We start from the raw sequence: 14,601 nt of genomic DNA, 5'->3' as shown, positions 1-14,601 counted from the left end.
TTTTTAAGAGCATTTACCAGTTACATAGTAGAAACTCACCCATCCAGGGTGTTTTTATCATCCCGATTCCCCACGGAAGCTGATCTAATAAAATATCAAAGCCTTTTTCTTCTACCCAGAGCTCAAAACTATTTTCCCGGATTTCTTCCAAACGTGCATTTCTTTGTAGGAAAGTTTCCTGCAAAGCGGCTACCGATGATTTACCCATCACACTCCAATGTTCCAAAACCGCTTCTAAAAGGTCTTTACACAGTTCTTTCTCTTCATCCGTAATTTCTAACTGAGTATTGATCACCTTTCCTGTATCATAACCACAGAGAATTTTATTGAGCAAAAGTTCATTTTCCTGAATTTCGTCTTTTCCTGTTACTAAATATTGTGTTAACAGTACAGCTTTCTGTACGCTTATTTCTGTTGTCCAGCTATCATGCTCATACAAATTTGATTTCTCGAAAAGGGTTTTCAAAAAAGGATGTAAAATAACAAGTCCGGCATTTTCTATAAAGTTATTTTTACTCACATTATGATGAACAGGCTCCTTTTCCAGTTTTTTCTGATTAACAAACTGATCTTTACTTTCTATTTTTTCAATAACAGACTGATGGAAACGAACCGTTCCGGGTTTGAAATTATTTTTGCTTTCTATAAAATAACTGAGTAAAATTTTTATTTCTGTTTCTGAAATATTCCAATATTCTTCGGATTGCACTAAAAACTGACGGATATATAATTCCTGCTCATTTGTTTCTGACACCATCCAATTCATCCATTGCAGGAATTCCAGCCAAAGTGATTGTTGATGAACCGTTTTTATTTTTTGAGCAATACTCAGAATATTTTTGTCAACCGCTTTTTTAGTACGGATCAGGTCTTCTAAAAAGGTTTCGGAGATTTTAAAATCATCAAAAACAAATTCATTTATTTTTTCCCTTACATTTTTAGGTACTGAGAATATCCATCGTATGATACTTTGATTATTTTGCCGAAACAATAGAATCAGATTGTTTATAAAATCTTCCGTGAAATTAATTTGCTCCAAAATAGTTTTCAGATCTTTGGAAATGGTGTTTTCTTCTAAAGTTCCTGTTTTCAGAAAACGAAATATTAAAATAATTGCCTGTTGTTCTACAGAAATCAAAGAGTTTTCGGCAGATTCTCTATTCAAAGCAAAATCATCGGTTAATTGGTAATGATTTTCAATAGATACAGGTTTGTATAATTTCAAATATTCCTCTATTTGCAATAAAGACTGACGAACAATTTCTTCTTTCCAGTTCTTTTTTTCAATTTTTTCAATATTTACATTCAAAAAATCAATATTCCAAACCTTATTTTTCTGATCATATTTTTGGAATAAATGATCAAGTTTTGGATAAAATTCTTTCTCCAGTAATGCGCCCAATTGATTTTGCACTTCTTTCCCGAAATCGGAAGAAGCACACTGTATATCGAAGGTATTTCTGGTGAGAAGATGCATGGTTTATTTTAATTTTTTAATTCCAGGATTATGGATCGCAAACGATGTGAAAATGCTGTCCCCGCCAACTAAAGAATCTTCCCATTCCTGACCTTCAATCGAGAAATACAGATTCTTATCATCAAATCTTAAATTCAGACATCCTATCCTGTATTTTTTGGGTGCAAGCCCCCATTCTTTATAAATTTTATCCGGTTTACTGTTTCTGATCTTTACTAAAAAATCAGGCATATTTTCAGAATTGACCATTACAGTTGACAGTGATTCAAACATTTTTAAATCTTCATAAGGAAATGATAATTTATTTACGTTATTATCTGGTATGCTTATCATTACCGTAAAATTGGCAAATAAGCCAATTATTCCCCGAATAGAATAAATGAGCTTTGCCCCGTTATCATCACTAGATTCTCCGGAATAGGAAAATCCGTCAGTAGATCCCCCTGAAGAATTAAGTTCATCGCAATCCAGAATATCTTTCAGGATCTTGTTCGTGTCTTTTGCAAGGATATTTCCGTTGGGAATTATTTTGGTATCGATTTCTGCTATAATGGTTCTTTTAGTTGCCATGGTTTTTATTTTTTAAATTATTGTTCAGTGAAAAAATCTTTTGATTTAAAATCGGAAACATTAAAATCTCCTATGAGTTTTACTGTGAGTTTTTGCTGATTGGGACAGGTTTCGCCTAACTGTACTATATTGACTTCAAACTGTTTATTAAGGTCATCAAAGTCGAATTTGTGGGAAACCAGTTTTTCTTTGGTTGTTATTTTGGTTCCATCATTAAAATCAATTTCATATTCGTGTTGATCATCTTGTACAGGATTTGAAAAATGGAAGGTATTAACGTCATTTTTATCCCGCGCAACTTCCCATTTCAAACCTTGAGGAGCTACAATTTCCAGTTCTATCGTATTGCTGAATTCTCCTTCCAGTTCATATTGAAGTGTATAGATTTTAGGTGTTTTTATCGAAGCGTGATTCGGCTGCAAATAATATTTATCACTTTTCTGAACGATTGCATCTTTTGCGGTTCCCGAAAATTTTCCTCCGGATTTTCCTTTGATCACGATTTGCTGCTCATTGGTATCTGTCTGGCAGAATTTCAGCTTATCAAGCGAAATGGATAACGGCTCGTTGATTTCGATCTTCACTTCCAGCGTATTGCCGTCTCCGCAACAGGAATAAGGTAGGAAGAAGTCGGCAATAACGGTTTGCTGAAAACTGTTATCCTGGGGTTTTACGCTTGGTTCAAACTGTAATACATCTATTAAATTCCCAAGGATAAATCCGCTCATTTCTACCGGATAATAAGCATTCAGGTTAAATTTTGCCACTTCTATCAGGCTGTTCTTTATATTGTCTGTTTCCGCTTTACATTTATCGATAGCTGTAAGATCCGGCTTTGTAATCAACTGTGATTTGTAATCCGTCAGTTTTACGCTTTTTATCAGATCCTGCTTAACACTGTCTTCAATGGCGAAATTATTTTTATATGCTGTAATTGCGGTAAGCAAAGCAGTATATTGTTTGGGCGGAGCCGAAGCTTTGAAAATAGAAGAATCCACATATACCAGAACAAAAGTTCCTCCTTTGGTAACGCCTGCTTTATGTTCCAGACCAGGATGCTTTTTAATAAAGGTGGAAAAAAACAGGTCTTTGTACACTTTTTGCCATCTCAGATTCGCTTCTTCGTAAATTACGGTAAAAGGATCATCTAAGAAAAGTTCATTGATATCATCCAAACGGTCAATCAGATCTTCCGCTAAAACTGATAATGTCTGTTTATTCAACTGAATGCACCATCTGTGAAACAGAAAGACATAATTCAGCTGCTTGAAAATCTCATAAAAACTTTTATAATTGGGCAGAAATTCCTTTAAATCATTGGTAAGCAGGTTTTTCAGCTGTATAAGAATATTTTTAAAATTGTCAATGCTTCCGACTCCGATAAGCCCCTGGCTGCTTAATGTTGCTTTATGTTGATCCATCCAGTTAATGGCAAATTCGGTGATATTGTATACTCTTTTTCTGGCTAAATCGTAGTCTGTTTCCAGATCATCCCATCTTCCTTCGAATTTTGTAATATCTACTTCTTTATTAAGAAAGTCAACGGCATTGACCGCAGTAACTTTGAAAGACAGATTGTGGCTGTCCCTTATTAAGTTCAGTTTTTGAATGGCCGTTTTATAATTGAGTCCGATATGACCTTCAACCCTGAAAAAATTATAGGGTTCAAAATCAAATAAAAGAGGTTTCTGAACAGATAATTTATTTGTGTAGCCCGCTAAATCTGAATAATAAGACAAGACAGAATCGTTTTGATTTTTAGCTGTTAAATCCGGATTCCATTTTTTATTCAGTTCTAAAACTGATTTGTAGTAATAAGGGATTGATTTTTTTGATAATGGATAATTTCCATGTTGTGAAGGAGTCACTTTTATATCATTCACTTTTACCACCTCAAATGAAGAAATCAGATGCGCTAATTTTCTGAAAAGAAGTGCCAGTTTTTCTGATTTTTTCTTTTCCTTTTTCGAGAAATCGGAAGTTTTAATAAAAGGAGTCCTGAACGAATTTCCGTAAACGGAATTCCCACCCAAAACTACATGAAAAGGAAACCAGTTTTCATCAACACAGCAAACCGAAGGATACATTTCCTTAAAATCTATGATCTCATTGTACGCTTCTGTAATATCATAGATCCAGTCCCATATATATTGAATATTAACTCCTGATTTATATGTATTTACGGTTTCATCAATTCTACTTTTCACCGATTCTAAAACCGAAAGGTCTGTTCCTGACAAATTCTTTTTATGATCCTGGTAAAGCTCTTTAACGGCATTTGAAATTCCCGAAACCAGGGTATCGGAATACGCTTTCCTGAAGCCGTCTAAAACCTGAGAACCCGTAACAACAGCATTCTGAAAAGGAACATTATATCTTGGAAATGCGATTTTTGAATAGGTTTTGGAAATATCATATTCCTTCAACAATTCTTTGGAGGCGTTGATAGGAATAAGTAACGGTCTTACATTGAATTCCATCCTTTTTCCTTTATCATCGCAATTGGTGGTCACGCAGTTTTTCTGATCAATTAATGTGACTTCCAAAAGAAGGATAACCACCTTATTATTGAAAAAGTTGGCGGGTATCGGTTTTTTATCCTCTGCGTTGGAACCGGCGGGAAGCAACTCTACACAATTCTTAATCGCAGTATAGTCATCAGTGTATTTAAAAAACTTATCAAGATAGGATTCTTTGGTATAATCCGGTTTCAGAAACTGGTCCGAAATTTCAAAATCGTGGTAGTGGGAAAAAGTATCTTCTTTCCAGTTGATCTGAAAGCCTAAAGAGGTAACAGCCGTTCCACAGGAAATTTTTACGCTGTTTGGTGAGGGAAAAGAAAGTTCCGAACCACAAACAATTCCTATTCCGGTCAAATTTTTTCTTATTAACCGGTCCTGCTCTTCTAAATGGCTTACGATAAGGTTCAGTTCTTTCTGGCTTAATACCTGATCGGCTTCAAAAACCGGATAAACAGAGGTGTTATATGCTTCCATGGTGTTTGTTTATAGAGTTCCTAATGATGAGTTTCCTAAAATAATAGGGTTGGTTGTTTCGCTTAACCGGCAATCGTATAAATTACCTTCCGGATAAATGGTATTGAGTTCTTTTAATGCTTTTACAAGCTCATTAAGTATCGTTCTGTATTTCGTTTCATCTTCCGCTTTTAGTTTATTTTTACAGAATTTCTGCCGGTAGATTCTATAATTTTCCAGCCATTTTCTGTAGATTTTCTGAAATCTGAGCATATCTGAAATATTGACCCAGCAAATTTTAAGAAGTACATGAGCCGGAGCTTCCTGTCTGAAAATTTTTTCTGCATATTTTCTGAAAACGATACTTTTGAAACGGGAAAGATAGCCCGGCAAAATCAGGGTTGCTTTAAAAGAATAAGGATCGTTATCGGCTTCATTATCACAGTCGTCATTCAGACAAACCGATAATAGATCTTCATCTGTAAAAACAGTAGAATTGAACGGTCTGAGTAAAATATGTTCCAGGCAATAAAAATTCTCATAATACAGATTCATTGCTTTTATCATTTTTTTCAGGTATTCAAAAGCTTCCGTCTCATTCTGAAATGTCTTAAATAATTTTGCTATTTTTTGTGTGTCTTTTACTAAATACAGGTAATAATTACTTCCGGAATTATCTATTTTATAGAGATTCTGATCTAAAAAATGCAATTGCGCCCAATCCCATTTTTCCTGTAAACTGATATTCGGATAGAGAATTTTAAATACAAAATGTTCGGGACTTGTTTCTACCGTCCATTGTTTTTGCGGATCTTCATCTTCGGTAACGATATTTCGCAATCCAATCTCATTGATTCCCAGTAATTTTGCGACCCTGTTTTCATAACCTCCCCGGTGGTCAGTATTCCAGAAAGATTTCATTTTTAAGGCATCAGAATTCATGTAATCCATTCCCAAACCTCTTTTACTGCTGATTTCAGGATATGCATTCAGGAAATTTTGCTTGTCGATCATTAAATCTTCATAATCAAAGCTGATCTCGCCCATTCCCGAAGTATCACCGGCAACATTGTACATCATAAAAACGTACTCATTAAAACTTTCAGAAAACCGCGCCATCAAATGATCCAGGATTTTATTTCTCCTGCTGTAAAACTGATCTTTTGTTTCGTACAAACTGGCATCGTTTGGAGATTCTCCCTGCAACAAAGCACTATTTAAATCTGAACTCAATATATCTTTCCAGTAAAAATTGTCTTTACTTATTACATTTTCATCAAAATAGTATGAGAAATATGTTTTGCTGACAGAATTGGTGTTGAAAATATCTTTAGCATTGTATAACTGATTGAAAAAATCTGCCAAAATCTGTTCATAAAAATAGAGATAGCCTTTCAGCTGTTTTACCTGAGCCTTTCTCAGTTCGGTTTCTTTCTCGGAAATTACATTCTTTCCCAATCTGTAATTGGCAGGAAAATCATTCTGGATGCTGTAGTAATTTTGAAGCTCAAAATGCTCTCCTTTAGGAATTTCAAAATCAAAGTAAGTGTCTTTGAGTTTTTTCTGATTAAACTGTGCTTTGTACATGATTACTTTTTGATCAACCAGCATTTGTTGGTTTTCTGATAACAGAAAAGGAATATTTTTCTGGAAAAGCAGCAGTTTTGATTTTTCAGGACTAAAAACCGGCTTCTGATCTCCTGAAAGTTCCAGGACCCAGCTTTTATTCATGGCATTATTGATGGGCTTTCCTAAGATATTATAGGCGGTCATCATCAGGTTTTTCACAGATTTCACCCCTTTTATTTCCATTAAATCGGCAATAATATCGGACGCATGGATCTCTTTTGGAAGCTGTGCTTCTTCAATTTCTTCATCTTTTAAAAAGCCATGAGAGAGTTTCGGCCCTGAAAAAATATCTTCGGAATGATACCCTTCATTTACCAACTGCGAAAGGGTGTAAAAATTAATTTTCGGACTGATGATTTTATCGATGGCAATTTGTATCTGAGCCATGACTTCTACATGATCAATCCCTGTTTCAAGCTCAATGTCTGTGCAAATTCCAATGTCTATTTTTTCAACCACTTCTGTGCAGAGGTAGTCTTCAGTTAAGTTTCTGTTTTTATGTAATCTGTTTTCAACTTTAGAAAATATTTCTTTGATCTTATTTTTTTTCTGATAAAAAAGGTCAATCACTTCACAGGTATTTTTCTCATGATCAAAATGATCCAGAATGATATCCATTTCTGAAGGATCTTCCGGAAAAATCCTGAAGCGCAGGGATTGTGACTGATCTGGATATCTGTTGACAATCAAATGAACAATATCCTGAATTTTTTCAACGCTTTTGATGGTAATTTCCGTAGGCGTATTCATCAGTTTGAATAATCCTGCATCCGGATGGTTCCAATTGGTGAATTGCGGGATGATCTTCATATTGACCCATCGGTTTTCTTTCCAGAAGGAGAATCTCAGCAATAAAGAATTCAGGTCACCAAGAACGGGATCTTCGTCAAGCTCTATTTTGACTCTGTTCAATCCCCACAATGATAATCGCTCTAATTTTTTGTTGTGCTTATCAATATTCTGAAGACTTAATTTATCTTCAAGTTTGTTTAAATAGAGTTGGGCTTCAGAATCATTTGGTAAGAAATAACCGTCTTTCATCTCATTTTTAAGAGGTAATAACCAGGCATTGGAAACACCTTCAATATCGATTAAAAGTTTTCTGTAATCAATCTCAGTTAAAGCTGCGTTGGTAAAAATGGTTGAAGCTGTAAAGAAGGTTGTATTTCTGATAAAACCGTCTTTATTTGCCAGAATATCTTTGATATCGAAATCTGAACGATAACCCAGCTCCGTAATTGCATAGCATAAAACCTCCAGAATCGTTATTCCCGGATCATGCGGATTATAATCTGTCCAGAATTTATTTCCAAATTGTTCCACATACTTCATCCCTTCTTTCAGCAGGAACTGATAGTCCTGTGAAGGCGGCAATTTCCGGTCTTTTTCTATGTAATATTGTGTCAACATGGTTTTTAGTTTTTAGATTTCCTGTATGGGATAAGATTCACTGGGAACAAACAGACTGAAATCGGTTTGAGGGGTTATTTTACTTAAATTCTGAACAGGGCTTCCTGTGGTATTGCCGTTTTCATCCAAAACATACTGGGTGATTTTAAAGTCGGTAATGTAATCCACATAATACTGATTGTCAATCAATTGAATTACAGATGAAAACTCAATCTCGCTGGCAAAATTTATTTCGGAATGATCGTCATAGGACCACGGACTGAGATAGCGGTTGATGGTACGGGTAAGCTCTGAAATATATAATCTTGTATCCATCCCTTCTGAGTGACGGAATTTTACTTTAAACTGGACCTCTACTTTTTCTAATTTCGGAGGCTTTACATTAATCCTTACATGCGGAGACGTAATTTTTGAAAGGTATTTTTTTATTAAAGTCATTTTATTAAGGCTCAGCATCGGTTTCCAATTGATGTTTTCTGCGTTGGAAGTTTTAGCAACCGGTATTAATGTTACAAAACCCGCAGAAGTATTGGAAATCTGCGTGTCGTATCTGTAATGATTTAATACTTTTACCCTGAAAATTTCAGGAAATTCTTCCAGAATAATTCTTTCATAATCCCATGAGGTTATTGCCCTGTTTTTGTGGCGTAATCTTTCGCTTATCCGTTGATACAGAATGGTATCTTTTTCCGCTTGTCTTCCACCGAAAGAGGGATAAGGTTGTTCTAGTTTTTTTACATTGACGATGTTGTCATATATTGAATTTATTGTTTTTGCAGGTGTGATTTCTGAAAATGTGCTTCCTGTTTCTTCATAATCTGTTAATACAGCCTTCAGTGCCTGTGTATGAATTCCTATGAATTTACAAACCGCCCGGATATTGGAAACCGATATTTTTATCCAGAATAAATTTGCCGGAAACATGGTATTGGAAGAAACATTAAATTCCGGTATTGAAACATTGACAAGACCTGACTGTGTAAGCGAATAGGTTTCATCACCAATTGCATTGGGCTCAAATGAGATCCATTTATTTTTATCTAAGTATTCCCATGAAATTTTCGCGGATTCCAATAAGGGATTGGCAGTTCCTTCTTCCAGCTGAAGCAAAAAAGTAAGTCCGTCTTTTGGTGAAACATGTTCAAACCCAAGATAAACGGCTCCTTCCAGGATATTTAAATCTGAAAAATAAAATGTCCCCTTTTCAATCGGTAAAAATCCATAGGGTAAAGCCTGATAAAGCTCTATTGGATTGTTTTCATTGGTTCTTGTATTCAGATCAATAACTTCTGATACGGAATAATTGAAAATAAATTCCTTGATTTTTGGCTTGTACGGTAATGTTGTAGAGTCTTTATTAGCTGTAATATAAGCTTCTAAAAAAGCTTCATTGTTAAAGTTTGTATTGTTCAGTTCAATTCTGAATTTTCCGTTTGAAGTAAGTCCGTTGTCTGAAATATCCTCAAAATTGAATTCCTTCAAAGGATAATGATTCGTTAATCCAATGATATTATCTGCGGTATTTGTATTTTGGGCATTGTAGTATTGAGCTTCTCCATCAGAGCCTGCGAAATCTGTATATTTTCCTTTATTCAGAAAGAATTTTTTTGTGTTCAGATCAAAATAATTTTCAGACTGTCCATCCGGAACGAGACTGAGAAAGGCAATAGCATTTTTTTTCATGAAAAACTCATTGGATTCCAGTGTGATGCCGTTTCCTGTTTTGGGAAATTCACTGAAAGGATAAAATGGCTTTTCCGTATCTATTACTCCGAGATCAGAGGTTAAAACAAATGATTTGAATCCGGCCACGGAAACAATAATTTCAATTTTGTCTATAGATGGAATAATATTTCTGTTGTCCGGAACAATTTTAAGGACCGGAAAGTCAGTTTTTATTAAAAATTCGGGGTGAATTTCTTTATTAAATGGAATAATCTTTTTTTCGGTGGCAGGAATGGTCAATACGATATAATTTCCCTCATTTTTTTCCCCTGAAAGTTCTATTACTTTTTTTTCTCCTGTCATATAAAAACTGAAATCGTCTGCATTGAAATGAGCAGTATTAAATCTAAGCTTTATGGTTCTTTCCCCAGTTTGCAGATATAATAACGGGCTTGCGATCATTATTCCTTCCTTAGATTCGGCTGCAGTTGTTGAAAAAGCATTAAAACCTGTATTCTGAGCATTGAAAGGAAGCAAATTTTCGGTTTTAAAATACTGCTCATCTTTTCTGTACTGACTATATAAGGAGTGCAACTGAATTCCGTTAATGGTCTGATCAGCCGTAGAAGCAAAATATTTTTTCTGTCCGGCTGTATTTTTACCGGCAGGAAAAATGGTGTTTTTCGGAATTAAAAAAGGGGATGCGTCATAAGGCGTAACCACTAAATGGGCATAATCCGGCTTTGCAGTCTGATTTTCTACACGCAGTATATCTTTATAGTAAAAATCCAGGTGCTTTTTGGTAAATTCATTAAGTTTCTCCTTTGCAATGTTTAATAATTTTAAAAAAGAAAGAAAAAGTGCGTAATGTGGTGTATGTTTTGAATATTTATTTAACTGATAATCAATAGCATTTTTTGAAAAACTCTTCCATGACAAAAGTAACCCGAATAGCTGTTGTGAAGCTTTGGCAAAAACGTAGCTTTTAAATAAGGCTTCAATATCTGTTGCTTTGCTGATCTGAATAAAAACCTGATTGAAATTTTCAGTAATAGAATAAGCGGCAACGGTAAGGTTTTGTTTTTCAGAAATATCGCTATCTAAATCCTGGGCCTTTCTCAGCAGTTTATTGTACTCGCTTTCAATACTTTTAAAGTAATCTGTTAAAATTTGTTTTTGGGTATTGAGATCTATATTTAATAAAACTTCATTTTTCTTGCTTTCAAAAGAATTTTGTAATAATTCGATATTCCAGCCGGCAATTAAAATAAGTATGGAAGTTGATTCTTTTTCAAAAAAACCGGCCCAGTTTCCATCTGCGATATTCAATCCGTCATAATACATTACATACCGCGACAGCTTTTGTACGAAAAGAATGAAATCCTGCTCATTTCTTTCATCCAACAGAAAAAAATCTGTTTGCAGAGCAGTTTTATACCTGTCGTTCTGGGTAGCTCCCATTCCGCTGTGTATGGACAATATGGTGTTGCAGTTTTCCATTTTTAACTTCTTTTTTTTACAGATAGGTTCCTTCTTCCAGATAGTATGGGAATACATAATTTTTTCTGGAATTGGTGGCCCGTATCTGGTACATAATTTCAATATTTATAATGCCTGAAAGATCGTCTGTTGAGCTGAAATCTACTTCTGTCAAATCTATTCTTGGCTCGTATAACAGAATTGCATTTTCTATAATTCCTTTTATTTTGGTGAGTAACGTCACGGTGATGCTTTCATATACCATCGCTGTAAGATCGCATCCGAAATCGGATCTCATGACTCTTTCTTTGAGCTGGGTCGAGAGTAGAATCTGTAAGCTTTGCTGAATATCTTTTTCATCAGAAACGGTTTCAACTGTTCCTGTATATTTATCAAATGTTGGCGGAAATCCCCATCCCACACCTAAAAATGAATCTTCTGTCATGGTTTTTAGTTTTTAATCTCCTATAAGTACTGTAAAACATCCGAGAATTACCTGTCCTCCGTGTGCTGTGGAATCGCCCATTCTTACGGCAGGTTTTCCGGCAATTAATACGGATGATGATCCTTTTATAAGTGTATCCGGCGGGCCTGCACACGTGCATGAATCACCCACAACTGCGGCAGGTAAACCGCCAATCATTACTGTAGTATTGCTTCCCGATAAAATTGGGCCTCCCACGTGGGGTTTGGGTCCGTCCGAAGCCGGACAGACATGCATATCTGTACTTCTTGCTGCTGCTGTTCCCATATTAATTGAGTTTAATTAATGATCCTTTTAATTCCATTACTGCACTGGATTTTATGGTGTTTTGCATCCCTTCAATCTGGACATTTCCTTTTGCTTTAACATTAAAATCCTTGCTACTTTCTATAGTGATTCCTTTATTGTCCATCACTATTTTATTTTTGTTTTCATCTTCCAGCGTAATGCCTTTTGCATCATCACTGATGGTAATTTTATTTCCTTTTTTGGTACTGATCTCGACAATCTTTTTTTCATCGTCCATAATGATTTTAGTACCTTCTTTGGTTACAAATCCTTTGATATAGTTTTCTTTCTCAATGGGAAAAGGCATTTTATTTACGTTGCTGTAAAGGCTTCCCAAAACAATGGGTGTATCGGGATTATTCCCTAAACAGCCGATAATGACCTCATCATTTACATTCGGGATAAAATAACTTCCCATGTCTTTTGAAGCATTAAGTGTGGCCAGTCTTGCCCAGACTCCCTCTCCTTTTTCAGATAAAACAGGAATCCTCACTTTCACCCGGAACTGCTTATCCGGGTCCTCTTCAATCTGAGTTACAATCCCGATTTGCAGACCGTTAATCGAGTTGGATTGCCCAACCTGGGCCTGGCTGTTGTTGATTCCGCCGGCTGTATTTTCTGTAAAAGATTTTTCATTTTCAAAACCATACGTATACTCGGTTTTCCAGCAGCCGTTTTCAATAGTATGAACTTCGGCAGTAATCAGAAATGATTGATCATCAACATCCTTGTTTACTTTGCTGAAACCTATATAATCTCCTGCTTTTGCTTCAAGATTGCCATAAGTGGTCACTTTTCCATGAACAGATGCAATATTGCTTTTTTCCTTGATCACATCAGCAATCCGTGTGAGCGTTGCCGGTTTATAGGTGGATTGATTGAGCTTTACGGTTTGTTCATTTTTCGGCCCTTTTTGGTCGGAATTGAATTTTTTTATCGCCTGGGATTCAATGTCCCATGTTTCGATAGTAACGGATGATTTTATTCTTTCAGGATCTTTTTTACCTGAAAAAGAGAATACATTAAGCCCGTTTTCAGCTACATAGGATTCTTTTTCCGGCTTTTTTTTGAGATCAATCCCGTTGAATTCCCCGTTTCGCAAAGCCGTCATGATCCCGACAGAATCTAAAAACCCTACTAAATAATCCCATGCAACAGTTGCTGAATTGTGGGTAATGGCTTCATTTAGATATTCTCCATCGAAATGAGAACCCAGCTTAAGCTTTGCATCCGAAGTATATTTTTTTAGTTTATCAGAAAATTTGTCTTTATTATTTTCATCCACTTTGGCGGGCAATGCCAGCTTGAATCCAACATCTTTGCATTCTATTTTCGTAACTACCTGGTCATTATCATTTTGTTTATTGAGTGATTTAACGATTCCCTTAAAAAAAGTAACTGATTTTTTTTCACAGGAGACTTTCACTTCTATTTCTATAGGTTTATCATCGGATGTTCTTACCAAAGAATCGGTAGGTAATTTTTCTTTACTGTCCGTTGTCAGCTGGCCGGAAATAAAGGTAAATTTTGCAAAGGGGATTTTATTCAGCTCAAAATTAATGGATGCATCTTTCAGCAAACTATCCAGTCCCACATTTTTCCCATCTATTAAAAATTCTAATTTTAACAGGGTTTCTGATGGGAAAAATGGTTTTAAAGATAACATGGTAATTATTTAACGGGTGGAAATTTTAATTTTTGTCCTGTATTTATATTCCTGAAACTAAGCAGTTTATTGCTTTTCGCTACATCAATATAAAAATCATCGCTTTCGTAGATAGATTCTGCCAGCAGCGGGAGCTTATCATTCATCTGGATGGTTCTTTCATGGGTAAGATCGGGTGAACTCTTTTTCTGTTCAGCCACCATCAACTCATATTTTACCGTTCCTTTGAACAGGCATTTCACTTTGGCACGAACCGGTCTTCCGTCTTTTCTGAAAAGATAATATTCAATATCCATGCTTTTCAGCCGGCAGCTTAAACTGTAGCCTCCCCAAAGTAATTTTAAATAAGGAGTCTGGTGACTTTTCCCGTCATATTTCATTAAAGAATCCTTGAATCCTTCCACCTGCTTTTCCACCGATTCAACTTCCCCGAAAGGATCTACATACGCCGGTTTCAATGATTCACCGATTGCGCTTAACGTCCCTGTAAGAGAATCCGTTCCTTTTCCTTTTACTGTTTTTCCCTGAGGAACAATGCCTGAACTGTCAAACAAAAAATCGAATGTTACTTCTTCCCCTTCAATTTTATTGAATTTCAGATCGCTTCCCGTAGTTCCCATTGCCTGTCCTTCGCAAAACACCACATTATTTTTCATGGTGTATTTTTCGGGATTTAACTGGACAAAAATGGTTTCATTAGGAGGTTCGGCATAGTCTTTTGTAGGAAAAACCTCGATCCGCATTTTATCTATAATGCCTAGAGCTGCCTGTATCATCGTTCTTCTTTTTCTTTAATTTTTTCTAAAACTTTTTGGGTACACTCTTTTACTATTTCAGATTTCATTTCCTGTAATTTTACAGGGTCCATCTTTTTAGCAATATGAAACTGATCATCATTTCCTTCGGTGATGTTCACTTTTATCCTCAGTTCTTTGATCTCGATTGCCATTTTATTTTT

The 14,601-nt window shown here is 35.5% G+C and carries 10 protein-coding genes; all 10 read right to left on the bottom strand.

All coding sequences use genetic code 11. From position 1 onward, the window contains the following. Nucleotides 1–13 precede the first annotated feature (13 nt). Genes HNP36_RS01095 through HNP36_RS01050 form a run of 10 tightly spaced genes read right to left on the bottom strand, consistent with a single transcriptional unit; the run spans nucleotide 14 to nucleotide 14,592 of the window. Nucleotides 14–1,477, bottom strand: a complete 1,464-nt coding sequence (locus HNP36_RS01095; protein WP_184161563.1) for a contractile injection system tape measure protein — start codon at nucleotides 1,475–1,477, stop codon at nucleotides 14–16. A 3-nt stretch (nucleotides 1,478–1,480) separates the two neighbouring features. Beyond that, nucleotides 1,481–2,047: a hypothetical protein gene (locus tag HNP36_RS01090; RefSeq protein WP_184161566.1), complete on the bottom strand. Its 567-nt coding sequence runs from the start codon at nucleotides 2,045–2,047 to the stop codon at nucleotides 1,481–1,483. Between the two features lie 17 nt (nucleotides 2,048–2,064). Further along, entirely contained in the window at nucleotides 2,065–5,043 is a 2,979-nt protein-coding gene (locus HNP36_RS01085; protein WP_184161569.1) for a hypothetical protein, read from the bottom strand. A 9-nt stretch (nucleotides 5,044–5,052) separates the two neighbouring features. Next, on the bottom strand, nucleotides 5,053–8,061 hold the full coding sequence (locus tag HNP36_RS01080) for a hypothetical protein (protein ID WP_184161572.1): 3,009 nt from the start codon (nucleotides 8,059–8,061) through the stop codon (nucleotides 5,053–5,055). Nucleotides 8,062–8,073: 12 nt separating this feature from the next. Further along, entirely contained in the window at nucleotides 8,074–11,226 is a 3,153-nt protein-coding gene (locus HNP36_RS01075) for a baseplate J/gp47 family protein (RefSeq protein ID WP_184161575.1), read from the bottom strand. 16 nt (nucleotides 11,227–11,242) lie between these two features. Next, nucleotides 11,243–11,650, bottom strand: coding sequence for a GPW/gp25 family protein (locus HNP36_RS01070; protein ID WP_184161578.1), 408 nt, complete (start codon nucleotides 11,648–11,650; stop codon nucleotides 11,243–11,245). Between the two features lie 12 nt (nucleotides 11,651–11,662). Continuing rightward, nucleotides 11,663–11,956 carry a PAAR domain-containing protein gene (locus HNP36_RS01065; protein ID WP_184161581.1) on the bottom strand — a complete coding sequence of 98 codons (294 nt, stop codon included), beginning with the start codon at nucleotides 11,954–11,956 and terminating at the stop codon, nucleotides 11,663–11,665. Nucleotide 11,957: 1 nt separating this feature from the next. After that, complete coding sequence (locus tag HNP36_RS01060; RefSeq protein WP_184161584.1) at nucleotides 11,958–13,643, bottom strand: phage baseplate assembly protein V; 1,686 nt, start codon at nucleotides 13,641–13,643, stop codon at nucleotides 11,958–11,960. Between the two features lie 5 nt (nucleotides 13,644–13,648). Next, nucleotides 13,649–14,419, bottom strand: coding sequence for a hypothetical protein (locus HNP36_RS01055; protein ID WP_184161586.1), 771 nt, complete (start codon nucleotides 14,417–14,419; stop codon nucleotides 13,649–13,651). Further along, complete coding sequence (locus tag HNP36_RS01050; RefSeq protein ID WP_184161589.1) at nucleotides 14,416–14,592, bottom strand: DUF5908 family protein; 177 nt, start codon at nucleotides 14,590–14,592, stop codon at nucleotides 14,416–14,418. The genes HNP36_RS01055 and HNP36_RS01050 overlap by 4 nt, the downstream gene beginning before the upstream one ends. Nucleotides 14,593–14,601 lie beyond the last annotated feature (9 nt).

Origin of the sequence: Chryseobacterium shigense (assembly GCF_014207845.1) — a bacterium.
In the GTDB taxonomy this organism is placed as follows: Bacteria; Bacteroidota; Bacteroidia; order Flavobacteriales; family Weeksellaceae; genus Chryseobacterium; species Chryseobacterium shigense_A.
This window is presented reverse-complemented; position numbering and strand designations above follow the sequence as displayed.

Bases quoted from the DNA above. Each gene is read 5' to 3' on its own strand.
- HNP36_RS01095 (WP_184161563.1), bottom strand. From the start codon at position 1,477: ATGCATCTTCTCACCAGAAATACCTTCGATATACAGTGTGCTTCTTCC.
- HNP36_RS01090 (WP_184161566.1), bottom strand. From the start codon at position 2,047: ATGGCAACTAAAAGAACCATTATAGCAGAAATCGATACCAAAATAATT.
- HNP36_RS01085 (WP_184161569.1), bottom strand. From the start codon at position 5,043: ATGGAAGCATATAACACCTCTGTTTATCCGGTTTTTGAAGCCGATCAG.
- HNP36_RS01080 (WP_184161572.1), bottom strand. From the start codon at position 8,061: ATGTTGACACAATATTACATAGAAAAAGACCGGAAATTGCCGCCTTCA.
- HNP36_RS01075 (WP_184161575.1), bottom strand. From the start codon at position 11,226: ATGGAAAACTGCAACACCATATTGTCCATACACAGCGGAATGGGAGCT.
- HNP36_RS01070 (WP_184161578.1), bottom strand. From the start codon at position 11,650: ATGACAGAAGATTCATTTTTAGGTGTGGGATGGGGATTTCCGCCAACA.
- HNP36_RS01065 (WP_184161581.1), bottom strand. From the start codon at position 11,956: ATGGGAACAGCAGCAGCAAGAAGTACAGATATGCATGTCTGTCCGGCT.
- HNP36_RS01060 (WP_184161584.1), bottom strand. From the start codon at position 13,643: ATGTTATCTTTAAAACCATTTTTCCCATCAGAAACCCTGTTAAAATTA.
- HNP36_RS01055 (WP_184161586.1), bottom strand. From the start codon at position 14,419: ATGATACAGGCAGCTCTAGGCATTATAGATAAAATGCGGATCGAGGTT.
- HNP36_RS01050 (WP_184161589.1), bottom strand. From the start codon at position 14,592: ATGGCAATCGAGATCAAAGAACTGAGGATAAAAGTGAACATCACCGAA.